Source organism: Bradyrhizobium iriomotense, from assembly GCF_018129405.1.
GTDB classification, from domain to species: domain Bacteria; phylum Pseudomonadota; class Alphaproteobacteria; order Rhizobiales; family Xanthobacteraceae; genus Bradyrhizobium; species Bradyrhizobium iriomotense_B.
In genome coordinates, this window is record NZ_JAFCLP010000001.1 from 599,531 (window position 1) to 621,598 (window position 22,068).

General features: G+C 64.3%; 19 protein-coding genes and 1 pseudogene. 8 read left to right on the forward strand and 12 right to left on the reverse strand.

The features are described 5' to 3' along the window. The first annotated feature begins 3 nt into the window (after positions 1–3). Complete coding sequence (locus JQ592_RS02510) at positions 4–1,629, forward strand: thiamine pyrophosphate-dependent enzyme (protein ID WP_211401329.1); 1,626 nt, start codon at positions 4–6, stop codon at positions 1,627–1,629. A 167-nt stretch (positions 1,630–1,796) separates the two neighbouring features. Here the strand turns inward: JQ592_RS02510 and alkB are convergent, their stop codons facing one another. The 4 genes from alkB to JQ592_RS02530 all read right to left on the reverse strand — a co-directional run bounded on the left by alkB (position 1,797) and on the right by JQ592_RS02530 (position 5,393). Continuing rightward, complete coding sequence (alkB, locus tag JQ592_RS02515; RefSeq protein ID WP_211401330.1) at positions 1,797–2,450, reverse strand: DNA oxidative demethylase AlkB; 654 nt, start codon at positions 2,448–2,450, stop codon at positions 1,797–1,799. 9 nt (positions 2,451–2,459) lie between these two features. Then, positions 2,460–3,206: a 2OG-Fe(II) oxygenase gene (locus JQ592_RS02520; RefSeq protein WP_211401331.1), complete on the reverse strand. Its 747-nt coding sequence runs from the start codon at positions 3,204–3,206 to the stop codon at positions 2,460–2,462. 158 nt (positions 3,207–3,364) lie between these two features. Further along, a complete protein-coding gene (locus tag JQ592_RS02525; protein ID WP_211401332.1) occupies positions 3,365–4,051 on the reverse strand; it encodes a DUF2848 domain-containing protein in 687 nt (228 codons plus the stop codon). Continuing rightward, positions 4,044–5,393: an amidase gene (locus tag JQ592_RS02530; RefSeq protein ID WP_211401333.1), complete on the reverse strand. Its 1,350-nt coding sequence runs from the start codon at positions 5,391–5,393 to the stop codon at positions 4,044–4,046. The genes JQ592_RS02525 and JQ592_RS02530 overlap by 8 nt, the downstream gene beginning before the upstream one ends. Positions 5,394–5,586: 193 nt before the next feature. Here JQ592_RS02530 and JQ592_RS02535 point away from each other — a divergent pair, with 193 nt between their 5' ends. From JQ592_RS02535 to JQ592_RS02550, 4 genes are all read left to right on the forward strand, one after another. Continuing rightward, complete coding sequence (locus JQ592_RS02535) at positions 5,587–6,000, forward strand: Zn-ribbon domain-containing OB-fold protein (protein ID WP_211401334.1); 414 nt, start codon at positions 5,587–5,589, stop codon at positions 5,998–6,000. Positions 6,001–6,003: 3 nt separating this feature from the next. Then, positions 6,004–7,143: a thiolase C-terminal domain-containing protein gene (locus JQ592_RS02540; RefSeq protein WP_211401335.1), complete on the forward strand. Its 1,140-nt coding sequence runs from the start codon at positions 6,004–6,006 to the stop codon at positions 7,141–7,143. A 106-nt stretch (positions 7,144–7,249) separates the two neighbouring features. Continuing rightward, positions 7,250–8,164 carry an SDR family NAD(P)-dependent oxidoreductase gene (locus tag JQ592_RS02545; RefSeq protein ID WP_211401336.1) on the forward strand — a complete coding sequence of 305 codons (915 nt, stop codon included), beginning with the start codon at positions 7,250–7,252 and terminating at the stop codon, positions 8,162–8,164. Positions 8,165–8,280: 116 nt separating this feature from the next. Beyond that, positions 8,281–9,393, forward strand: coding sequence for an SMP-30/gluconolactonase/LRE family protein (locus JQ592_RS02550; protein ID WP_211401337.1), 1,113 nt, complete (start codon positions 8,281–8,283; stop codon positions 9,391–9,393). 121 nt (positions 9,394–9,514) lie between these two features. Here JQ592_RS02550 and ppc read toward each other — a convergent pair whose 3' ends face one another. Continuing rightward, on the reverse strand, positions 9,515–12,310 hold the full coding sequence (gene ppc, locus JQ592_RS02555; protein ID WP_211401338.1) for a phosphoenolpyruvate carboxylase: 2,796 nt from the start codon (positions 12,308–12,310) through the stop codon (positions 9,515–9,517). Between the two features lie 1,162 nt (positions 12,311–13,472). On the opposite strand from ppc, the gene JQ592_RS02560 reads away from it, so the two are divergent. Together JQ592_RS02560 and JQ592_RS02565 are read left to right on the forward strand one after the other, a co-directional pair. After that, on the forward strand, positions 13,473–13,763 hold the full coding sequence (locus tag JQ592_RS02560; protein WP_211401339.1) for a DUF1127 domain-containing protein: 291 nt from the start codon (positions 13,473–13,475) through the stop codon (positions 13,761–13,763). A gap of 134 nt (positions 13,764–13,897) precedes the next feature. Continuing rightward, positions 13,898–15,097 (forward strand): FAD-dependent monooxygenase, encoded by a 1,200-nt coding sequence (locus JQ592_RS02565; RefSeq protein ID WP_211401340.1) that lies wholly within the window; start codon positions 13,898–13,900, stop codon positions 15,095–15,097. Positions 15,098–15,227: 130 nt separating this feature from the next. Here the strand turns inward: JQ592_RS02565 and JQ592_RS02570 are convergent. The 7 genes and pseudogenes from JQ592_RS02570 to JQ592_RS02600 form a co-directional block, all read right to left on the reverse strand. Further along, positions 15,228–15,335, reverse strand: a pseudogene (locus JQ592_RS02570) (YccF domain-containing protein); the annotation flags it as partial. Between the two features lie 167 nt (positions 15,336–15,502). Continuing rightward, entirely contained in the window at positions 15,503–16,069 is a 567-nt protein-coding gene (locus JQ592_RS02575) for a hypothetical protein (protein ID WP_211401341.1), read from the reverse strand. Positions 16,070–16,473: 404 nt separating this feature from the next. Beyond that, positions 16,474–16,695 carry a hypothetical protein gene (locus JQ592_RS02580; protein ID WP_211401342.1) on the reverse strand — a complete coding sequence of 74 codons (222 nt, stop codon included), beginning with the start codon at positions 16,693–16,695 and terminating at the stop codon, positions 16,474–16,476. A gap of 137 nt (positions 16,696–16,832) precedes the next feature. Next, positions 16,833–17,237 carry a YccF domain-containing protein gene (locus JQ592_RS02585; protein WP_211401343.1) on the reverse strand — a complete coding sequence of 135 codons (405 nt, stop codon included), beginning with the start codon at positions 17,235–17,237 and terminating at the stop codon, positions 16,833–16,835. A gap of 47 nt (positions 17,238–17,284) precedes the next feature. Continuing rightward, positions 17,285–18,373, reverse strand: coding sequence for a rhomboid family intramembrane serine protease (locus JQ592_RS02590; protein ID WP_211401344.1), 1,089 nt, complete (start codon positions 18,371–18,373; stop codon positions 17,285–17,287). 171 nt (positions 18,374–18,544) lie between these two features. Further along, a complete protein-coding gene (locus JQ592_RS02595; RefSeq protein ID WP_211401345.1) occupies positions 18,545–20,089 on the reverse strand; it encodes an acyl-CoA synthetase in 1,545 nt (514 codons plus the stop codon). A 133-nt stretch (positions 20,090–20,222) separates the two neighbouring features. Then, the gene (locus JQ592_RS02600) at positions 20,223–21,032 is read right to left on the reverse strand and encodes a crotonase/enoyl-CoA hydratase family protein (RefSeq protein WP_211401346.1); all 810 of its coding nucleotides are present in this window, start codon (positions 21,030–21,032) and stop codon (positions 20,223–20,225) included. A 104-nt stretch (positions 21,033–21,136) separates the two neighbouring features. Between JQ592_RS02600 and JQ592_RS02605 the strand changes: the two genes are divergently transcribed. Further along, positions 21,137–22,009 carry an SDR family oxidoreductase gene (locus JQ592_RS02605; RefSeq protein WP_211401347.1) on the forward strand — a complete coding sequence of 291 codons (873 nt, stop codon included), beginning with the start codon at positions 21,137–21,139 and terminating at the stop codon, positions 22,007–22,009. The last annotated feature ends 59 nt before the right edge of the window (positions 22,010–22,068 follow it).

Genomic DNA, 22,068 nt, shown 5'->3' on the forward strand with positions numbered 1-22,068 from the left:
GCAATGACCATCCTCACCGGCGGCGAAGCGATCGTAAGCGGGCTTGTCGCCCATGGCGTCGACACCGTGTTCGGCCTGCCCGGCGCGCAAATCTACGGCCTGTTCGACGCGTTCCACCAGGCGCAGCTCAAGGTGATCGGCGCACGGCACGAGCAGGCCTGCGGCTACATGGCGTTCGGCTATGCGCGCGCCAGCGGCCGGCCCGGCGTGTTCAGCGTGGTGCCCGGCCCCGGCGTGCTCAACGCCAGCGCGGCGCTGCTGACCGCATATGGCTGCAACGAGCCGGTGCTGTGCGTGACCGGCCAGGTGCCGACGCAATTCCTGGGCAAGGGCCGCGGCCATCTGCACGAGATGCCGGACCAGCTCGCGACGTTGCGCACCTATGTGAAATGGGCCGACCGCATCGAGACGCCCGGCAACGCGCCGACCACAGTCGCGCGCGCCTTCCAGGAGATGACGTCCGGCCGGCCCGGCCCCGCCTCGGTCGAGATGCCCTGGGACATCTTCACCCAGCGCGCAGACACCGCCGCCGCGCAGGTGCTGGAGCCGCTGCCCGCGCCGCTGCCAGATCCCGATGTGATCAAGCAGGCGGCTGCGCTGATCAAGGCGAGCAAGGCGCCGATGATCTTCGTCGGCAGCGGCGCGATCGATGCAGGCGAGGAGATCCTCGAGCTTGCCGAGATGATCGATGCGCCCGTCGTCGCCTTCCGCAGCGGCCGCGGCATCGTCTCCAACGCGCACGAGCTCGGCCTCACCATGGCCGCCGCCTACAAGCTGTGGCCGAACACCGATCTCATGATCGGCATCGGCACGCGGCTGGAGCTGCCGACCATGTCGCGCTGGCCGTATCAACCCGCTGGCCTGAAGAGCATCCGCATCGACATCGATCCGGTCGAGATGCGGCGGTTCGCTTCCGACATCGCGATCGTCGCCGACGCCAAGGCCGCGGCTGCCGATCTCGCCGCCGCCATCAGCAAGGTGGGTTACAGCAAGACCGCCGGCCGCCGTGGCGCGATCCGCGAAGCGACCGCGAGCGCACAAGCCGAGATCCAGCGCGTTCAACCGCAGATGGCGTATCTGAACATCCTGCGCGAGGTGCTGCCGGCGAATGCGATCGTGACCGACGAGTTGTCGCAGGTCGGCTTCGCCTCCTGGTACGGCTTTCCGATCTACCAGCCGCGCACCTTCATCACCTCGGGCTATCAGGGCACGCTCGGCTCTGGCTTTCCGACCGCGCTGGGCGCCAAGGTTGCCAACCCCGACAAGCCGGTGGTGGCGATCACCGGCGACGGCGGCTTCATGTTCGGCGTGCAGGAGCTCGCCACCGCCGTGCAGTTCAACATCGGCGTGGTGACGCTGGTGTTCAACAACAACGCCTACGGCAATGTCCGCCGCGACCAGCGCGAACGCTTCGACGGCCGCGTGGTCGCGTCCGATCTGGTCAATCCGGATTTCGTCAAGCTCGCGGAGTCGTTCGGGGTCGCATCTGCGCGCGTGACCGCGCCGGATCAGTTCAAGGCGGCGATGGAGAAGGCGCTTAGCCATGGCGGGCCGTATCTGATCTCGGTCGAGGTGACCCGGGACTCCGAGGTGAGCCCGTGGGCATTCATCCATCCGCCGAAGCCGTAATCAAAACATCATCGATCCGGCTTCTTCCCTTCTCCCCTTGCGGGAGAAGGTGGATCGCTGGCGCGAAGCGACAGCGAGACGGATGAGGGGTCTGTCTCCGCGGATAGAAACCCCTCATCCGCCTTCCCTTCGGGAAGGCACCTTCTCCCACAAGGGGAGAAGGAAGGTCACCGCGTCCTGCGAAACGTCAGGTTGATCCGTTTCCGTCCCAGCAGCGGATGCTCGCCATCGGCGAGCGGGGCGACGCCGTGATAGGCGAGCCGGCTCGCCCCGCCCCAGACCACGACGTCGCCATGGACGAGACGGAAGCGGCGCGGCTTGTCGGCGCGCGCCAGGCCGCCGAACAGGAAGGTCGCGGGCAGGCCGAGCGAGACCGAGACGATCGGCGCCGAATAATCCAGCTCGTCCTTGTCCTGATGCAGCGACAGCCGCGTGCCGGGCTCGTAGCGATTGACGAGGCAAGCATCGGGCGCGAAGTTTTGGAAGCCACCCTGCTCCGCCGCGCGGCGGGCGAGATCCCGGAACACCGGCGGCATCGCCGGCCAAGGCGCGCCGGTGCGCGGATCGATCGGATCATAGCGATAGCCGGTGTGATCGGTGATCCAGCCGCGCTCGCCGCAATTGGTCATGGCCACCGACATCTGGTAGCCGCCGGGCGTGGTCATCCGCCGGAACGGCGATTGCGCCACGATGGCGCGTACCGCGTCGATCAGCTCGCTCTCGACCGGCTTGACGAAGCCGCGCAGCAGTACGGCGCCGTCGGCGATCTCCTCACGTGACGGCTGCGCCTCGGCGACGTTGTCGAACAGATCACCCGTCAATCGCAGTGCTCATTTGGCATCATGGAAGATCACACCCAGCGTGTGGCGCTGGCCGGACCTGATGCGGCTGACGCCATGACGGAGATTAACGCGGTAGGTGCCGCGTGTCCCCTGCACCGGACGGTGATGCACAGCGAAGACGACGGCGTCACCCTGCGCGAGCGGCACCACCTCGGCGCGGGACTGCATGCGCGGGCGCTGCTCGGTCAGCACGAACTCGCCGCCGGTGAAATCGCGTCCGGGCTCGGAGAGCAGGATCGCGACCTGGAGCGGGAACACGTGCTCGCCATAGAGGTCCTGGTGCAGGCAGTTGTAATCGCCAGCCTCATATTGCAGCAGCAGCGGCGTCGGCCGCGCCTGCCCCGCCTCGTGGCAGCGCTTCAGGAAGGCCGCATGCGCTGTGGGATAGCGGATGCCGATCCCCATCGCCTCGTTCCAGCGATTGGCGACGGCTTGAAGATGCGCATAGAGCGCCGGGCGCAACTGCGCGATCAGGTCGGGCAGCGGATAGGAGAAATACTTGTACTCGCCGCGGCCAAAGCCGTGGCGACCCATGACGATGCGGCTGCGGAAGTGCGTGTCGTCGGGATAGAGCGCGGCGATGCTGCGGCATTGATCCGGCGTCAGCAGGCCTTTGAGGACGGCGCAGCCCTGGGAGTCGAGCTCGGCGGTGATTTGCGGCCAGTCGAGGGCATCGACGTGGGCGGCGAGGTCGGCTGAGGGCGAAGGAGGCGATTTGCGTGCTGTTGCTGTCATGGCCACCACCTTCGCAAGACCGGCCCGCCTGCTGCCACCCGATTTCCGACTATCTCCCCGTCATTGCGAGGAGCCCTTGCGACGAAGCAATCCAGAATCCCTCCGCGGAACCAGCCTGGATTGCTTCGCTTGGCTCGCAATGACGGCGGGGAGACAGTTCAGCCCCGCACCGGCAGCGTCGTCACGTCATATCCATGCTTGATCGTGCGCTTCAACACGGGATCTTCAAGCTCGAAGTCGAAGCGCTCCGCGGGACGGATGCCGCCCTTGGCTGCGAAGGTGCCGCCGAACATGGCGCAGCCGTCGGGGAACTTTCCACCCTCAAAGCCGCGCGCGATCAGGTCCGTGACCGGCAGCATCGCCTCCAGCGTGCCCTCCTGGTAGAGCACGCGCTCGCCCTTGATGGTGGCGTAGGAGCGCAGGATCATCCTGTCCCAATGGCCGATCACGTCCTCGAGCTCCCACAGCGTCGAGGCGATCGGCTTGTCGCACATCTGCTTGGACACCGTGACGTTGTAGGCCTCGACCTTGCGGTCGGTGTGGTCGGAGCCGCAGCCGACGAAGATGCGGCCCTGCCAGCCGATCAGCACGAACTCGACCTCGCCGCTGGAATCACCGCCCGTGCATTCGATACGGTCTTCCTGGGTCAGCCGCCGCGCCGAGGCGCGGTAATAGATCGGGGTCGAGGCCGGCGGGGCGATGCCCATCTCCTGCAGCTCGGCGATGTGGTTGTCACGCGCAACGGGATCGCGGCCGGTCCAGCCGGCGATGACCATCTGGTCGATCGCCAGCGTCAGCGGCGTGGTGGTGTCCTGGGCGTCGACGGTGAAAGTGAGATCAAACACGAATGACGGCCTCCATGCCGGCAGCAAGTTCAAAGATACGGCGGTCCGAGCCGCCCGCACCCGCCAGCATCAGGCCGACCGGGACGTCGCCCGCGCGATGCGCGGGCAGCGAGATGGCGCAACCGTCGATCATGTTGATCAGGGTGCAGTTGCGCAGCGCGCGCAGGTTCTGGGTGGTGAACGCCTTGTCGTCGGCGAGGTCGGCGATTTTCGGCGGCGTGTTGGCGGTGGTCGGCAGCACCAGCGCATCATAGGGCGCGATGCGCCCATTGACGCGGGCGATCAGCGAGCGGCGCTCGTTGAGCAGGTCGATGTAGTCGGCCGCGCTCTGCGCCTCGCCGCGCATGATACGCACCGACACGCGGGGATCGTAGACGTCGCCCTTGGCCGCGATGAGATAGCGGTGCCAGGCGTAGCTCTCGGACGCCGCAAAGCCGCCCTTGGCGTTCATCGGGCCGATGTCGTGGAATTCGGACATCTCGATCCGCTCGATGATGGCGCCGTGATCGGCGAGCGTCTTCAGCGCGCGCTCGAAGGTCTCGGAGACTGCCGCGTCGAGATCGTCGAGCGCGATCGTGGTCGGCACCGCGAGCCGCATGCCCTTCACGGGCCGCGGCTTCAGCGCGACGACGGGCTCGCCCGCGAGCACGGCATCGAGTATGGCACAGCAGCTGACCGATCGCGCCAGCGGCCCGATGCTGTCGAGCGAGAACGACAGCGGCACCGCGCCGTCGAGCGGCACGCGGCGCTGCGTCGGCTTGTAGCCGACGATGCCGTTATAGGCCGCAGGAATGCGGCAGGAGCCGCCGGTGTCGGTCCCGAGCGCGCCATGCGCCATGCCGTCGAGCACGGACACCGCGGCGCCCGAGGAGGAGCCGCCGGGCACATGGCCCTCGGCCCGGTTCCAGGCGCCTTTCGGCGTGCCGTAATGCGGATTGATGCCGATGCCGGAATAGGCGAACTCGGTCATGTTGGTGCGCCCGATCAGCACGAAACCGGCCTTGCGCAGCCGCGCGACCGCCGCCGCATCGTGCTCCGCCGGATCGGAATCATCGAGCGCACGGGAGCCGGCGCGCGTCGTCTGTCCCTTGATGTCGAAGAGATCCTTGATCGAGATGGGAATACCGGCATAGGGCGAGGGCGCCGCCTTGACCTTGCGCAGGGCATCCATGGCGTCGGCGGTCGTCAGCGCGGCGTCCTTGTCGACATGGATGAAGGTGCGCTGGCCCTCGCCGGCGGGATCGGCGATCCTGGCGATGCACGCTTCGACCAGCTTGCGGGAGGTGGTGCGGCCGCTTTCGAGGTCGTCGGCGAGCTTCGCCAGTGTCGGAAAATCGGGCATGTCCTGTCTCACGGAATATTGGCGCGCGCAATCTATAGCGCCGGCTCAGTTCGACACAAGCATTGTGCGCATGATGGCATGCATGCGCATTGCTGGACCGTTGACGCGCCATGGTCAATTGTCGCATCACAATCGAAACAGGCGGGCGGAAAGCCCGTTCCTTATCAGAAGAAGCTCTGGGAGGTTTTCCGACATGGCCGAACCGCAGCGGGCGCGACCGAAACCGACGCCGGAGACCCAGCATTTCTGGGACGGCGCCAAGGCCGGCGAACTGCGCCTGCAGCGCTGCGACGCCTGCGCGCATGTCTACTTCCCGCCGCGCCCGTTCTGCCCATCCTGCGCCTCGCGCAAGGTCAGCATCTTCAAGGCGAGCGGCAAGGGCTTTCTCTACAGCTACGTGATCAACCACCGCCCGGCCGCGCCCGGCTTCACGCCGCCTTACGCGATCGCGGTGGTCGAGCTCGACGAAGGCCCGCGGATGATGAGCAACATCATCGACTGCCCGCAGACGCCGGAGTCGCTCGAGCTCGACATGAAGCTCGAGGTCGCCTTCCAGGAGCTCGACGACAAGATCACCCTCCCCGTGTTTCGTCCGGCGAAGGGGTAGAGCATGCGCAGGAACCAGGTTGCCGTCGTCGGCGCGGCCGAGACCACCGAGCTCGGTGTCATCCCCAACGCCTCGCAGCTCCAGCTCCATGCTGATGCGGCGCTCAATGCCATTGCCGATGCGGGGCTGAAGCTGTCCGACATCGACGGCTTTGCCACCGCGGTCGAAACGCCGCAGCAGGTCTGCCACTATCTCGGCATCAAGCCGACCTGGGTGGACGGCACCTCGGTCGGCGGCTGCTCGTTCATGCTGCATGTCCGCCACGCCGCCGCGGCGATCGAGGCCGGCCTGTGCAAGACCGTGCTGATCACCCATGCCGAGAGCGGCAAGTCGATGATCGGCAAGCTGCCGCGCTCGATCCCCGCCGACAGCCTGCAAGGCCAGTTCGAGGCGCCCTATGGCGTCTACGGCCCGCCCAGCATGTTCCCGATTCCCGTGCTGCGCTTCATGAAGACCTACGGCATCACGCATGAGCAGCTTGCCTCGGTGGCGGTGATACAGCGCGAATGGGCGGCGAAGAATCCGCGCGCGACGATGAAGGACCCGATCACCGTCGCTGACGTGCTCAACTCGCGCATGATCGCCTATCCGTTCCGGCTTCTGCAGTGCTGCCTCGTCACCGACGGCGGCGGCGCGCTGATCCTGACCTCGGCCGATCGCGCCAGGGATTTTTCGAGGAAGCCCGTCTACATCATGGGCACCGGCGAGAGCGTGGAGACGCCGATGGTCAGCCAGATGGAGACGTTCAACTCCTCCCGCGCCTTCAAGGTCGCAGGGCCCCTGGCGTTCAGGGAAGCCGGCATCGCGCACGGGGACGTCGACCATCTCATGATCTACGATGCGTTTGCGCATCTGCCGCTGTTCGGCCTCGGCGACCTCGGCTTCATGCCCTATGAGGAGACCGGCCAGTTCATCGCCGACGGCAACACGCGCCCTGGCGGGAAGCTGCCGCTCAATACCAATGGCGGCGGATTGAGCTACATGCATTCGGGCATGTACGGCATGTACGCGCTCCAGGAGAGCGTGCGCCAGATGCGCGGCATCGCACCGGCGCAGGTGCCCAACGCGAAGATTTCGGTGTGCCACGGCGTCGGCGGCATGTTCGCGGCATCAGGCACGATCGTGTTTACGAACGAGAGGTAATTTCTCGTCGTTCCGGGATGGTCCGAAGGACCAGACCCGGAACCTCGAGATTCCGGGTTCGTGCTTCGCACGCCCCGGTATGACAGAGACAACAGGAGGCATCCACATGAGCAAATCGCTGCAAGACAAGGTCATCATCGTCACCGGCGCAGGCCGTGGCATCGGACGCGAGATCGCGCTGCTGTGCGCGGCCGAAGGCGCCAAGGTCGTCGTCAACGATCCCGGCGGGGCTGCCGACGGCGCCGGCTCGAACGCTGCGCCGGCGGAAGAAGTGGTCGAGGAGATCAAGAAGCGCGGCGGCACCGCGGTTGCCAATTTCGAGTCGGTGGCCGAAGCGATCCCCGCCAGCAAGATCGTGAAGGCCGCAACCGATCATTTCGGCCGGCTCGACGGCGTCGTCAACAATGCCGGCATCTTGCGCGACATGATCTTCCACAAGATGAGCGTGGAGGCGTTCGAGGCCGTCATCAAGGTGCACCTGATGGGCTCGTTCTACGTCAGCCACGCCGCGGCGCGGATCTTCCGCGAGCAGGAGAGCGGCTCCTTCGTGCACTTCACCTCGACCTCGGGGCTGATCGGCAACTTTGGCCAAGCCAATTACGCCGCGGCCAAGCTCGGCATCGTCGGGCTGTCGAAGTCGATCGCGCTCGACATGGGCCGTTTCAACGTCCGCTCCAACTGCGTCTCGCCGTTCGCCTGGACCCGCATGATCGGCACCATCCCGACCGAGACCGACGCCGAGAAGGCGCGCGTCGAGAAGATCAAGCAGATGGGGCCGGAGAAGATCGCGCCGCTGTGCGGCTACCTGCTCGGCGATTCCGCCAAGGACGTCACCGGCCAGATTTTTGGCGTGCGCATGAACGAGATCTTCCTGTTCAGCCAGAACCGGCCGATCCGCTCGGTGCAGCGGAGCGAAGGCTGGACGCCGCAATCGATCGCGGAACACGGCATGCCGGCGCTGAAGGGCTCTTTCTACAAGCTGGACCGCTCCGCCGACATCTTCACCTGGGATCCCGTCTAGCCGCATTTCCGGCATCCCTGCCCTGCGATCTCCGGCTGTCTCCATCGGAGATCGCCCCGGTTTACGCCTGAATGCAGGCGAATGGTGTCCTCCCAACAAAACTTTGGGAGGAAACCATGACAAGAATACTGACCAACTCCGACGACACGACTGCAAGCGGCGGTCTCGGCCGCCGCGCCCTGCTCCAAGGCGCAGCGACACTCGCCGCATCGACCCTGCTCGCCTCCAATGCCGATGCCCGCGACTTCGGCGCCAATGCCGAGCCGCAGCGCTATCCCGACCCCGACATCGTCATCATCGACCCCAAGCGCTTCAAGGCGAAGGTCGGCAACACCGCGATCAAGCGGCTCTATACCGGCTGCCTGTGGGCGGAAGGGCCGGCGTGGAATGCGCAAGGCCAATACCTCGTCTGGAGCGACATCCCGGCCAACCGGCAGCTGCGCTATCTCGACGATGACGGCCACATCTCCGAGCAGTTCCACAAGCCGTCCAACGAGGCCAACGGCAATTCGTTCGACACCGAGGGACGCCAGATCAGTGCCGAGCGCACGCGCCTCGTCCGCTACGAGCACGACGGTGCGGTGACGACGCTGGCCGAGCAGGCTGGCGGCAAGCCGCTCAACGGCCCCAACGACATGGTGGTGCACCCCAACGACAAGGCGATCTGGTTCACCGATCCCGGCTATGGCGCGATCAGCATCTACGAGGGCAAGCTCGCCAATACCGGCTCGCTGCAGCCGCATCAGAAGGAAGCGGTCTATCGCCTCGACACCCAGACCGGGCAGGTCGCGAAGGTCGCCGACGAGCCGTTCAAGCCGAACGGCATTGCCTTCTCCCACGACTACAAGAAGCTCTATGTCTGCGACACCGGCACCACGCATTATCCGCAGGCCGAGAACGTGGTGTGGTCCTACGACATCGACGGGGCGAAACTCTCAAATCCGAAGCGACTGATCGACATGAAGCTCGACGGCAAGTCGGGCTTCCCCGACGGATTGCGCGTCGACACCGAGGGCAACATCTGGGTCGGCGCGGGCTGGGTCGGCCCGGGCTATGACGGCGTGCAGGTGTTCGCACCGAACGACGGCGCACGTATCGGCCAGATCCTGCTGCCGGAGACCTGCGCCAATGTCTGCTTCGGCGGCAAGAAGCGCAACCGCCTGTTCATGACCGCGAGCCAGTCGCTCTATGCGGTCTATGTGGAGACGCAGGGGGCGCATTTCTGTTGAGGCGCACACACCGTCATTCCGGGATGGTCCGACGGACCAGACCTCAGGTGCGCAATTGCGCACCGGGGAATCTCGAGGTTCCGGGTTCGCCCTTCGGGCGCCCCGGAACGACGGGTGGGGTTTACCCCGTATTCCTCAGCCCCGCCGAGATACCGTTGATCGTCAGCTGAATCCCGCGCAGCACCTGCTCGTCCGGGTTCTGCGCGCGATGCTCTTTCAGCAGTTCGACCTGCACGTGGTTGAGCGGATCGAGATAGGGGAAGCGGTGGCGCACCGAGCGCTCGAGCAGCGGATTGCCCTGGAGCAACCGGTCCTGTCCCATGATGTCGAGCAGCGTCTCGATGCAGGAATGCCATTCGCGGCGGATGCGGCCGAAGATTTTTTCGCGCAAGGCTTCGTCCGGCACGAGCTCGGCGTAGCGCGAGGCGATCGCGATCGAGCTTTTGGCGAGCACCATGTCCATGTTCGACAAGAGCATGCGGAAGAACGGCCATTCCTTGTAGAGTTCTTTCAGGAACGGCATGCCCTTGTCGGGATGCTCAGTGATCCACTGCTCGACCGCGCTGCCAAAGCCGTACCAGCCCGGCAGCATCAGGCGGCACTGCGCCCAGGAGAATACCCAGGGAATGGCACGAAGGTCTTCGATCGCCCGCGTCTTCTTGCGTGAGGCCGGGCGGCTGCCGATGTTCAGCGTGGCAATCTCGTTGATGACGGTCGAGGCCCAGAAATAATCGACAAAGCCTTCGGTCTCATAGACGAGGCCGCGATAGGCCTTGAACGCGAGATTCGAAAGCTCGTCCATCGCAACCAGATATTCGCGGCGCGGCGCGCTCTGGCGCGGGTGCAGCAGGCTCGCCTCCAGCGTCGCGGCGGCCAGGATCTCCAGATTGTTGCGGCCGACTTCGGCGTTGGAATATTTCGACGAGATGATCTCGCCCTGCTCGGTGATGCGGATCTGACCGTTCACCGCGCCGCCGGGCTGCGCGATGATGGCGTCATAGCTCGGCCCGCCGCCGCGGCCGACCGAGCCGCCGCGGCCGTGGAACAGGCGCAGCCGCACGTGGTGACGCTCGAACACCTCGACGAGTCCGATCTCGGCCTTGTAGAGCTCCCAGCCCGAGGTGACGAAGCCGCCGTCCTTGTTGCTGTCGGAATAGCCGAGCATGACCTCCTGCACGCTGCCGCGGCTGTCGACGAGGCGGCGGTAATCGTGCAGCGACAGCATGCGGTCCATGATGCCGCTTGACGCCTGCAAATCCTCGATGGTCTCGAACAGCGGCACGATGTTGATGGCGCTGCGCCCGGAGGGATGGACGAGGCCGACCTCCTTCAAGAGCACCGCGACCTCGAGCATGTCGGACATGCCCTTGCACATCGAGATGATGCATTGGGGAATCGCGTCCGAGCCGAACTTCGCATGCGCTTCCGCGGCGGCATGGAAGACGTTGAGCTCGCCCATGGTCTCGTCGCTATATTTGACGAAGGGCGAGACCAGCGAGCGCGTCGAGCGCAGCTCGTTGGTGAGCAGCGAGATACGCGCCTCCTCGCCGAGCGCGAGATAGGACATGCCGGGATTGGCGGCATCCATCAGCTCGGCAATGGTGCGCTCGTGCACCGCCGAGTTCTGGCGGATGTCGAGCCGCGCCAGATGGAAGCCGAAGCAGTCCACTGCGCGGCGGAGCAGCCGCAGCCGGCCGCGGGCGATGACGCGGGCATTGTTGGAGATCAGCGAACGGTGCAGCACGTCGAGATCGGCCTGCAACTCTTTGACGCTCTCGTAAGGCCTGCCCTTGCCGACCGGCCGGCGCGTGATCTCGACCTCGAGCGCTTCGGCCGTTGCGGTGAGGCGCGCATAGATGCCGGAGACCGCGAGACGATAGGGCTCGCCGCTCCGGTGCGGCGAGGTGTCCGGCGAGCGCTCCGCCAAGTTGCGCAGCTCCTCGGAGACGTCGGCGAGGTGGGCTGCGATCGACAGTTCCGCGCCGAGCACGTGCAGCTCGTTGAGATAGAACTGCATCACCCGGCTCGACTGCAGCCGCAGCGTGCCGCGCATGACATCGGCGGTGACGAAGGGATTGCCGTCGCGGTCGCCGCCGATCCAGCTGCCCATGCGCAGGAACGAGGCGAGCTCGCCAGCGGCCTGCTCGCCCTCTTCCAACCGGTCTTCCAGCACGTTGACCAGCCGCGGCACCTCGCGCAGGAAGGTGTAGTCATAGAACGACAGGCCGTTGCCGACCTCATCGAGCACGGTGAGCTTGGTCCGGCGCAGGAGGTTGGTCTGCCACAGCGTCAGCACCTCGCGGCGGAGCTGCTCGTCGCTGGCAGCCGCCTCGTCCGCGGTCAGCGCGACGCGCTCGCGGCGATCGAGCAGGCCAGCGATCTCCATCTCCCGGTCCATGGTGCTCTTGCGGCGGACCTCGGTCGGATGCGCGGTCAGCACCGGGCTGACGAGCGCGGTCTTGAAGAAGTTGCGGAGCTGGTCGGGGCCGATGCCTGCCGCCTTGGCGTGAGCCAGCGTCTCCGCCAGCACGCCGGAGCCGCCGTTGTTGGCGGCGCTGCGGGCGCGCATCTGGCGGATGTTGTTCTGGTCCTCGGCGATGTTGGCAAGGTGCGAGAAATAGCTGAAGGCGCGGACGATCCGCACCGTCTCGGAGGTCGACATGCTGTCGAGGATCTGCTCGAGCTCGCGGCGGGCGAGCCGGTCCTCGTCGCGGTGGAACCGGATCGAGGTTTGCCTGATACGCTCGACCAGGTCGAACACGTCGGCGCCCTCCTGGTCGCGCACGGTGTCGCCCAGGATGCGCCCGAGCAGGCGGATGTCGTCGCGCAGCCGCGCATCCGCTTCCAGCGCCTGGGCGTCCTCAGGGCGGTTGGGGCGATGCTCGGTGGCGTCGGATGGTATGGTCTGGAGGGACATGGCTCGCTCCCCTGCTAGCGCCTTGGCGGCCCGGTCCGAAGGAGTGTGCGATATTTTTCTACCGCAGCGCAAGATGAACTTGGTGGCGGCGCGGCAGGGCGAAGATTTCGTGTCCCGGACGCGCTGCAACGCCCTTAAGCGTTGCCGCGCAGAGCCGGGACGCAGGAGCCGCGGAGCACAGCGCGCAATCTGGGCCCCCGCTCTGCAGCGCATCACGCCGCACCGGACGATGCTTCGCATCGCCGGGGGGCGCGCTGCGCTGCGTCCGGGGCACGAGAAGATAGCCAGGCTTACAAATAGACATGCCTTCGGATCCTCGCGGCGTGTTCCGCCCGAAGCTTTGCTGTCCGTCTCACCCTCGTCGAGAACAGAGGGCGCTGGGAAGGCCGGGCGCCGGCTGGCACCCAGGGTCCGCACGCGAGAAACGCACGCGGGGTGACCACAGGTGACGCCCGGACATCCCGGCCTTCCCTGCGCAATGGTTTTACGGCTTATGGCGCGCTCTCCCCGGGGAGCGATGCACTATTGCCCCCGTCGCCTTGCGGATCACTGATGCGCGCGCCCGGTCGGGCCGCTTCACCACCGCAAGCCTTGACGCACAGACCCCGGGCGTCAGGACCACACGCTTTTGCCGTCCGCGGACGTGCCTCCCAAACATTCGAAAGCTCGCGCGTGCTCGCCCCCGAAGCCGAAAGGAAACGCTGTGACAGCGCCGTGTCGTGCCGCGGATCGTGATGACTCGCAGGCGTAGCCCGCCCTGCCACCCCGTCACGCGCCGGCGCTGCCGCGTCCATCGCATCCCGGCCTACGTATCGTGACGATCGCGAAACGTCCCTTTGACGGGCCGGGATGCCTTGCGGTTTAACCGAAACCAGAAATTCGGTCAATCAGAATAATTCGTGCCGGATCTCTTGACCTTCATGTGGCGTGTTTTGCCCGACGGCAACGCGAGCAATTGGGCGCGCAACAGCGGCTTGGCACCGTCGTGCCGAGGACAGACCGATGCCCGCGGCGCGATAGGCGGCGGCTATCGAACCGATTGGGGATCGGCATTTCCGTTCCCCTATGATCGGGCGTTCGATGGAAGTGCGTCCGATTGTCGGGCGTCCACACCAAATCAGGAGGAGCATCCAATGACACACCGTCCGAGGGAGACTCCGCAATGAGCACGACGCACGGCACAGCTTGGCTGGAACGGGCATCCGTATTGGCCCTCTCCGGCTTCATCTGGAAATACTGGGATGTCTTTCTGGAGCGGCGCGATCGCCAGAAATTGCGCTCGGCGTTGTCTGACTTAAGTGACAGGGAGTTGATGGATATCGGCACCACGCGCGGTGAGATCGATTACGTCGTCTCGAACAGAGCTGTTGACCCGCGCGGTATCCGATCCGCAGAATGGCTGCGATACCTCCCAACGGTGCAAAGCCAAATTGGGCCCACCGGCTTCCGATAGGGGTCAAAGGCTATCTTGGCCAGTTGCGTGGCCTTGTTCGGATCACGTCGAGGAAGCAGACCTCGCGGCGCTCTGAACTAAGGTCAGTCACGGGCCAACAGCGGTGATCTGACTTCTCGATATGGGGTGAACGCATGGTTAGTGACGCTGCGTTGGTGTGCATCGTCGGCGCTGGTCCGGCAGGCCTTGTGCTCGCCCAAATCCTTCACAGGTCGAACATCTCGTTCGTGATCTTGGAACGTGAGGAATTAGCCGAGCTGCGCAGCCGGACGAAAGCCGGACTGATCGAGCAACGCGCGGTCGCCGCACTCCGCCCCTTCGGTCTTGCCGACACCATCATCGAGCGCGGAGGCCGCAACGGCATCTGCGAATTCCGGATCGATGGCGAAGTTATCGTCTGCAACTACGGGGCTCCCAGCGATGATGGTCAGGGTCACTACATCTACCCGCAACAGGAGCTTGTAGGCGACTGGGCCGATGCACTTGTCGCGAAGGGCGGTCAGATCCGTTTTGGGGTTAGGGTTGTCGACATTGCTCAAAACGACACAGATGTCGAGGTGCGGGCGGTTACCGCAGCGAATGGTGAACCTTTCACGATCCGTGCCGAAGCTGTCGTGGGCTGCGACGGCGCCGGAAGTCTGGTCGCGCGCGCAGCGGGGTTCAAGACGTTCGAGATTGCCCACCCCTTCCGCTGGCTTGCGATAATCGCTGCAATTGCCCCGCCGAGCCCCCGGACAGTTTATGCACTGCATCCCAAAGGATTCGCGGGACAGTTTCGACGCTCTGCGGCGTCGACTCGATACTATCTGGAAGTGCCTGCTACCGACACGGTTGCCGACTGGCCCGACGAACGTGTTTGGGCAGAGCTGGAAGAGCGCATGGCAAATCCCGGCCAACCGCCCCTGGTCCGCGGCGATCTCATCGAGCGGGATTTCCTCGATCTGCGCGTTCGCGTGCGCGAGCCGATGCAGTTGGGGCGTATATTCCTCGCCGGTGATGCCGCTCATATGGTGACGCCAGCGGGCGCCAAGGGCATGAACATGGCTATTCAGGATGCGGTCGAACTCGCGGCTGGCCTGTGTGAGCGTTACGGCGATGCCGCCAGCGGCGACCGCCTCAAAGGTTACTCGGCTTCGCGGCTTCCGGACATCTGGCGCTATCAGGAGTTCTCAAATTGGGTGCTGAGCCTTCTCCACGCCGGGCCTCCGGAGCGGAGTAGGATGACAGAAGAGCAGGACTTCATCCACCGCTTGCGCCGGGCGCGGCTTAACCGAATGATCGATGATCCGAATTACGCGCGTTGGTTCGGTCGCACCTACAGCGGGTCGTCCTGAGTTCCAATTCCAACTGGCCGTACGCACACCGCTGCGTCACTGCTCTTATGAAGTCCGTTGTGAGTCACAAGTCAACAACACCCCCGGCGACTTCCGCTCCGCCGGTCGGCCGACGTTTCCGGGCCACGGCCTAAACCGGCACGATCACCTTGCCGATCGGCCACAGCGCGATGCCGGCGGGCTTCAGATGGGCCCAGGCGAAGGGAATGCCGATGATCGTGATCGCGAGCACCAGCGCGGGCCCATCCTACGAGCTCAAGCGTGTCAGCGGCCTATTGCATTTACAACTCTTGCTCTCTGCTGATGAGCATCTGCAAGAAAGAACCCGGCTGTTGGCCGGGCTCTCGTTTAGTGATTGACGTCCGCTGTCGATAACCAGCGCTTAGTGGGACGCCCCCGTTAGGATCATTTGACCTCCCACGACGTGTTGTGCGGGATATCCATCGCAAAATAATCCCCGGAGCCAGCCAGCGCAGGCATAGTGATGCACGCGAATGGCTCGCTCCCGGTGATCCCCTTATATTTGCCGGTACCTCCGGTGATGATATGGGTTCCACAGTCCATCTTTGGCTGGGACTTGTCGAGGTCCCGAGTATCGAAGGTCGAGAAAATCTTGTCGCCGTCGCTGTCGGCCAGCACGCAGGCTCCATCGATGTATTTCTTTTCACCGGATGAGACGTTCAGCGCTACGCAACGCGCGGACATCTTGTCCAGCATCTTCTCTCCCTTCATGTTTTGCGTTGTTCCGACCGCCTCCAGCATGGTGGCTTTGCCAAGTTCGGCGGTATCAATCGCCATCAACGGCCTGAAAATGAAATGCGTCACATAGGGGGTCGTACCCTTCTTCTCAATCGGCTCGCTCTGAACAGCCGCGGGGGCAATGGCCACGAGCACTGCTACGAATGCCGTTGTTTTGGCAAGCCTCCAGACTGCAGAGGGTGTATCGATTATGCTCAGGTAAATAGACTTCATGGGGGCCCTCCTTGGAATCAAAGGGCGGCTTTAAGGCTCTGCCGTGAGCTGCCGCCAAGTTGCAAATGACCTGCTTTGCACCTGCGCATGCTTTTCCTTGCTAGAGTCGAGTTGTGCGTCGGCGCTGAACGCCAACGTGACACACCCGAACGACGCTTCGTCTCAAACCGACGAAGTCTGCAGAGATTGTCGCTTCTATCGTTGGTTCATGAACTTCTTGGTAGAACCGGCTCAGCCAGAGCTGATAAACAGTCAACACTGAACGGCATGGCCACGCGATCCAAAGCGAACCATACCGTAACATGAAGCGTGGCGGACGTCAGCCGTCGATCCGCAAGCGCAGCGAATATCGTCAGCTATGCTGACCGGCTACCCCTTGGTGCGTCGGCATCAGCAAAAGACGCCTAACGCATTTCAAGTTCCTTGATCGCTAAGGCCGCAATTTCTGCAGGGGTAAGAACATCGCTTTGCGCGATCTTGATGATCTTGTTTGCGACCATTTCCGTGAGCGGGTCGTCACGATCCTTGACGCAAAGCGTATGGAGCGCCTGCTCGTAAGCTGCCGTGATGCGGCCGACCATTTCCGGCTTTAAATCGGCGGTTTGTAATCGCAGGTAGGTAGACATGTCTTGCCTCCTAAACCCACGCGGAAGAGACATGATAGCACGGGAACTCGGTTCGCGATCAGTAGGAATGCAAAATTGGACGGCGATGTACGGTTGATCGCGCCGGATCGACAGAACGATGCGTCACCCCGGCCATTCTAAGCCGGCACGATCACCTTGCCGATCGGCCACAGCGCGATGCCGGCGAGCTTCAGATGGGCCCAGGCGAAGGGAATGCCGATGATGGTGATCGCGAGCACCAAGGCGGTCACGAGGTGGCCGAGTGCCAGCCACCAGCCGGCCAGCACGAACCAGATGATGTTGCCGATCACCCCGAGCGGCCCGGTGCCGATATCCTCGACACCGGTGACCTCGTAGCGACTGACCGCCTTCGAGCCGAACGGCAGCAGCGTGTAGACGGCGATGTTGAACGCCGCCCTCGCCCAGGGCAGGCCGATGATGGTGACGGCCATGATGACGGCGGCCACCAGCCAGCCGAACGCCATCCAGGCGCCGCCGATGAGGATCCAGAGGATGTTGAGCAGGATGGAAACGGGGGTCATGGGATCATCCGCGGTCAATGAGCCCTCTTATAGCACGACCTCTGCGGTCATAGTCCATGACGCCGGCTGCGTTCGGCACGCAGCGACGCGCCGACAAATCCGACATCCTCCATCCCGCGCGAGATCTCCTTCGAGCAGAGCCAAAGCGTCAACGCGGCGGCGCCAATCGCGGCCAGCCCCGAGATGAGCACAGGATTGGGACAGAATGTGACGAGAAGATTGTCGAGCGGAACGGACCCGGTCGGCCAGCGCGCGCTGCAAAACGATGCCAGAGCCCAACCGGAAAGCATCACGGCGGCAGCGTTCGCTCCGGCCAAAACCGCCACGACGATCGCAAGGCCCTTCTTGATGGAGAGTGCGAGGTCAATCGTCTTCACGACGGCACAACATGCGACCACGACAACGATCAGGCCCCATCCGGTAGTTCCTGCGACGAAGGCCTGGCCCTGACCGCTCCAGGTCCACAGCGCAACGACGCATCCAAGCAGGGTAAGATTGACCTTCACGGCCTCGGGAAACTTGCAGCGAAGCACCCAGGCGTTCGCCTTCTCGACCAGGTCCAGCACGGCGCAGGCGATCAGCCCGGCCGCAAAACCACCGAGATGGACGCCCCAGTCGATCCGCGAATTGCCGAGCGCAAACGCGATGTTCAATCCGATGTTGATCGCGAAGAAGTCGAACCTGACGTCGAGCTTGCCGAGGATCCACAGGCACAGCAGCGCGCCCAAAATGCCCGACGTGGCACCGGACGCGCCGACCGTCAAATAAGGCGTGGAATGGATGCCATTGCCGATGACGGCGCCGAACACCATGGCGCAGAGATAGATGATGAGGAAATAGGCTGGTCCGACCCGCCGCTCGAGATGCCCGCCCCACAACACCAGACACAACATGTTCATGGTGAGGTGGATGAAATTGACGTGCAGGAAGCCATAGGCGATGAGGCGCCAGTACTCGTGCCGCGCGATCGCGGTCGCATACATGCCGCCGTAGCGATACAGCAGTTCCGCCGGCGCCGCCGGACCGCCCGCCTGGATGAAGCAGAACCCCGACGCGAGGACCGTGACCGTCATCAGCGCGTAGACGGCGGCATGGGGGACTTCGAAGAAGCCGGGACTGGCACGGTATGAGGGCATGGAAAATCGCAAGCTGCAGAAAATGTAAGCCGCAACCTAGCCGAGCCGATCGATGATTGCTACTCCACTGCCTCCTCTTGCCGGTTCTTGTAGCCCGGATGAGCGAAGCGACATCCGGGACTTTACTCTCACCGTCCCGGGTATCGCTTCGCTCACCCGGGCTACGGACCGTCAAATCTTCCGTCCCGCCTGCTCCCAATAGGGATCGCGCAGGCGGCGCTTGAAGATCTTTCCGGAGTCTTCGCGCGGCAGCTCGGTGCGGATCTCGATGTGTTTTGGCACTTTGTAATCGGCGAGCGAGGTCTTCAATCGCGCACGGACAGCCGACGCATCGAGCGTGACGCCGGCTTGCGGCTCGACCACAGCCATCAGCGCCTCGCCGAATTCCGCATCGGGGATGCCGAACACCGCACAATCATGCACGCCTGATACGGCGTGCAGCACGGATTCGATCTCGGCCGGATAGATGTTGACGCCGCCCGAGATCACCATGTCGCGCTTGCGGTCGCAAATGAAGACGTAGCCGTCCTCGTCGATATAGCCGACATCGCCGGAGGTGATGAAGCCGTCGCGGTCGATCTCGGCGCGCTTCTCCGGCTTGTTGTGGTAGGTGAAATCGGCAAGCTCCGCCATGCGGGAATAGATTTCGCCGATCTCGCCGACGCCGAGCACCCGGCCGTCCTCGCCGAGGAAACGAAGCTCGGCACCGGGCGAGATCTTGCCGACGGTGCCGGGTTTCTTCAGCGCGTCCTCGGAGGTCGCGAAGGTGACCGCGCTGGATTCGGTCGAGCCGTAGAATTCGTAGATCACCGGCCCCCACCATTCGATCATGGCGCGCTTGATGTCGGCCGGGCATGGCGCGGCGGCATGGATGACATGGCGCAAGGAAGATACGTCGTACTTCCTGCGCACCTCTTCCGGCAGCTTCATCAGGCGGATGAACATGGTCGGCACCATGAAGATGGTGTCGATCCTGTAGCGCTGGATGAGTTCGAGAAACTCTTCCGCCTCGAACCGCGGCATCAGCACCAGCGCGCCGCCGAGCTTGCCGGCGCGGATGCCGAACGAGTTCGGCGCGGAATGATAGAGCGGGCCCGGCAATAGCGCGCGGGCGTCCGGCTTGAGCCCGTAGATCATCGCGCGCATGCGTTCGCCGGCAGCCTGCTGCTCCGGCGTCGGCGCGTTGCGCCGCACGCCCTTGGGATGGCCTGTCGTACCCGAGGTGTAGATCATGTTCATGGGCTGCGGCACGATCGGGCCGTCATAGGGCCGCTGCTGCGCGAGCCAGGATTCGAAATCGATCGCGAAGTCCGGGGTCTTCAACTGATCCGGATCGATCCTGTAGTTGGACAGGATCTCCGGCGGTGTCGGCACGCTGAGCACCGTGACCCCTTTGGGAACCGCATCGCGCAAGCCATGCAGCATGTCGGCATGCCCGATCAGCACGGACGTGCCGGTGTCGTTCAGGATGTAGTTGATCTCCTCCGGTTTGAAGTGCCAGTTGATCGGCACGCCATAGGCCCCGAGCCGCATCGCGGCGTAGGCGGCTTCGAGGAAAGCGATGTCGTTGCGCATGAGTATGCAGACGCAGTCGCCCTGGCGGACGCCGATTGTGGCGAGGCCGGAGGCAATGCGATCGGCGCGATTGGTGACCTCCGCATGGGAACGGCGGCGCTCGGCGGAGACGATGCCAAGGAAGTGGGACGTTTCGCTCATTTTTGTTTTTCTTTGTTGTTACGTTGTCATTCCGGGATGGTCCGAAGGACCAGACCCGGAATCTCGAGGTTCTCAGGTGCGCAATTGCGCACCATAGTTCGATGCTGCGCATCGCCCCGGAACGACGGAGAGATCAATCCGCAAACTTCGGCGCACGCTTCTCCAGATTGGCGCGCACCGCCTCGGTCTGGTTCGCACTGCCGATCAGCTTCTGCTGCTCGACGGACTCGGCGAGCAGCGCGGGGCCCGGATCGACCGAGAGATTGTTGAGGAGACGCTTGGCCGCACGGATCGCATCGGGGCTTTTTCCCGCGATCTCGCGTGCGACTTCGAGCGCGCTCGCGCGCGGATCATCGCAGATGCGCGTGGCAAGGCCGTAGGTCATCGCCTCCTGGGCAGAGAAGATGCGGCCGGTGTAGGTGAGATCGCGCAAAATGTCTTCGCGCACCAGCGAGGCCAGGATCGGCGTGCCCGCCATATCAGGCACGAGGCCCCATTTGATCTCCATCACCGACATCCGCGCATCCGGGCTGAGAAAGCGCATGTCGGCGCCGAGCGAGAGCTGGAAGCCGCCGCCGAAGGCGACGCCGTGCACGGCCGCGATCACCGGAACCGGAAGCTGGCGCCAGCCCCATACCGCCTGTTGCGGAAAGTTTGCCTGGCCGTGCGTGCGCACGGTGAGGTCGCGATTTTCGCCACCCGGAATTCCATTGCCGCCCTTCTCCTTCATGGCGGCAAAACGCCCCATATCGAGACCGGCGCAGAAGGCGCGGCCTTCACCGGACAACACGACGGCGCGTACGCTCTTGTCGTTCGAAAGCCGGTCCGTTGCCGCGACAAGGGCCTCGAACATGGCCTGATCGAGCGCGTTCATCTTGTCCGCGCGCACCAGGCGCACGTCGGCGACGCCTTCCGAGATCGAGATCGAGACGCGCTCTTCCATGGATGAATTCTCCCTGTTCTTGTTCGGTGCCGCTTTACAGAAGGCTGACGGCCGGATTTAGTCAATCGACCAATTAACTGACAATCCGTACGGGAGAAACGGCGATGTTCAAGGAAAATCTTCTGGCCGGACGGCGCATTCTCGTGACCGGCGGCGGCACCGGGCTCGGCAAGTCGATGGCGGCGCGCTTCCTGCAGCTCGGCGCCGAGGTCCACATCTGCGGCCGGCGCAAGATCGTGTGCGACGAGACCGCGACCGAATTGATGGACCTCTATGGCGGCCGCGTCACCAGCCACGGCGTCGACATCCGCAACGCGCTCGCGGTCGACGAGATGATCGAGACCATCTTTCGCGACGGTCCCCTCACCGACCTCATCAACAACGCCGCCGGCAATTTCATCTCGCGGTCAGAAGAGCTCTCGCCGCGCGGCTTCGATGCGGTCGCCAATATCGTCATGCACGGCACGTTCTACGTCACGCACGCGATCGGCAAGCGCTGGATCGCGTTGAAGCAGCCCGGCAATGTCGTCTCCATCACGGTGACGTGGGTGCGCAACGGCTCTCCTTACGTGGTGCCGTCGGCGATGAGCAAATCGGCGATCCACGCCATGACGATGTCGCTCGCGACCGAATGGGGCCGCTACGGCATCCGCCTCAACACCATCGCGCCGGGCGAGATCCCGACCGAGGGCATGAGCAAGCGCATCAAGCCGGGCGACGAGGCCGGCGCGCGCACCAAGGCGATGAACCCGATGGGCCGCGTCGGCACCATGGAGGAGTTGCAGAACCTTGCGGTGTTCCTGATCTCCGGCGGCTGCGACTGGATCAACGGCGAGACCATCGCCATGGACGGCGGCCAGGCGCTCGCCATGGGCGGCAATTTCTACCAACTCCGCGACTGGAGCGACGACGACTGGAAGACCGCGCGCGAGAGCATCATGGCGCAGAACGAGAAGGACCGGGCGAAGCGGGGGTAATACGCCTCCCCGCTGTCGTCCTGGCGAAAGCCAGGACGACAGCGGGGCCCCCATCTTGT

What these genes read in the sequence shown, in the direction of transcription:
- JQ592_RS02510 (WP_211401329.1), top strand. Translation starts at nt 4, where the DNA reads ATGACCATCCTCACCGGCGGCGAAGCGATCGTAAGCGGGCTTGTCGCC.
- JQ592_RS02520 (WP_211401331.1), bottom strand. Translation starts at nt 3,206, where the DNA reads ATGACAGCAACAGCACGCAAATCGCCTCCTTCGCCCTCAGCCGACCTC.
- JQ592_RS02530 (WP_211401333.1), bottom strand. Translation starts at nt 5,393, where the DNA reads ATGCCCGATTTTCCGACACTGGCGAAGCTCGCCGACGACCTCGAAAGC.
- JQ592_RS02535 (WP_211401334.1), top strand. Translation starts at nt 5,587, where the DNA reads ATGGCCGAACCGCAGCGGGCGCGACCGAAACCGACGCCGGAGACCCAG.
- JQ592_RS02540 (WP_211401335.1), top strand. Translation starts at nt 6,004, where the DNA reads ATGCGCAGGAACCAGGTTGCCGTCGTCGGCGCGGCCGAGACCACCGAG.
- JQ592_RS02545 (WP_211401336.1), top strand. Translation starts at nt 7,250, where the DNA reads ATGAGCAAATCGCTGCAAGACAAGGTCATCATCGTCACCGGCGCAGGC.
- JQ592_RS02550 (WP_211401337.1), top strand. Translation starts at nt 8,281, where the DNA reads ATGACAAGAATACTGACCAACTCCGACGACACGACTGCAAGCGGCGGT.
- ppc (WP_211401338.1), bottom strand. Translation starts at nt 12,310, where the DNA reads ATGTCCCTCCAGACCATACCATCCGACGCCACCGAGCATCGCCCCAAC.
- JQ592_RS02560 (WP_211401339.1), top strand. Translation starts at nt 13,473, where the DNA reads ATGAGCACGACGCACGGCACAGCTTGGCTGGAACGGGCATCCGTATTG.
- JQ592_RS02565 (WP_211401340.1), top strand. Translation starts at nt 13,898, where the DNA reads ATGGTTAGTGACGCTGCGTTGGTGTGCATCGTCGGCGCTGGTCCGGCA.
- JQ592_RS02575 (WP_211401341.1), bottom strand. Translation starts at nt 16,069, where the DNA reads ATGAAGTCTATTTACCTGAGCATAATCGATACACCCTCTGCAGTCTGG.
- JQ592_RS02580 (WP_211401342.1), bottom strand. Translation starts at nt 16,695, where the DNA reads ATGTCTACCTACCTGCGATTACAAACCGCCGATTTAAAGCCGGAAATG.
- JQ592_RS02585 (WP_211401343.1), bottom strand. Translation starts at nt 17,237, where the DNA reads ATGACCCCCGTTTCCATCCTGCTCAACATCCTCTGGATCCTCATCGGC.
- JQ592_RS02590 (WP_211401344.1), bottom strand. Translation starts at nt 18,373, where the DNA reads ATGCCCTCATACCGTGCCAGTCCCGGCTTCTTCGAAGTCCCCCATGCC.
- JQ592_RS02595 (WP_211401345.1), bottom strand. Translation starts at nt 20,089, where the DNA reads ATGAGCGAAACGTCCCACTTCCTTGGCATCGTCTCCGCCGAGCGCCGC.
- JQ592_RS02600 (WP_211401346.1), bottom strand. Translation starts at nt 21,032, where the DNA reads ATGGAAGAGCGCGTCTCGATCTCGATCTCGGAAGGCGTCGCCGACGTG.
- JQ592_RS02605 (WP_211401347.1), top strand. Translation starts at nt 21,137, where the DNA reads ATGTTCAAGGAAAATCTTCTGGCCGGACGGCGCATTCTCGTGACCGGC.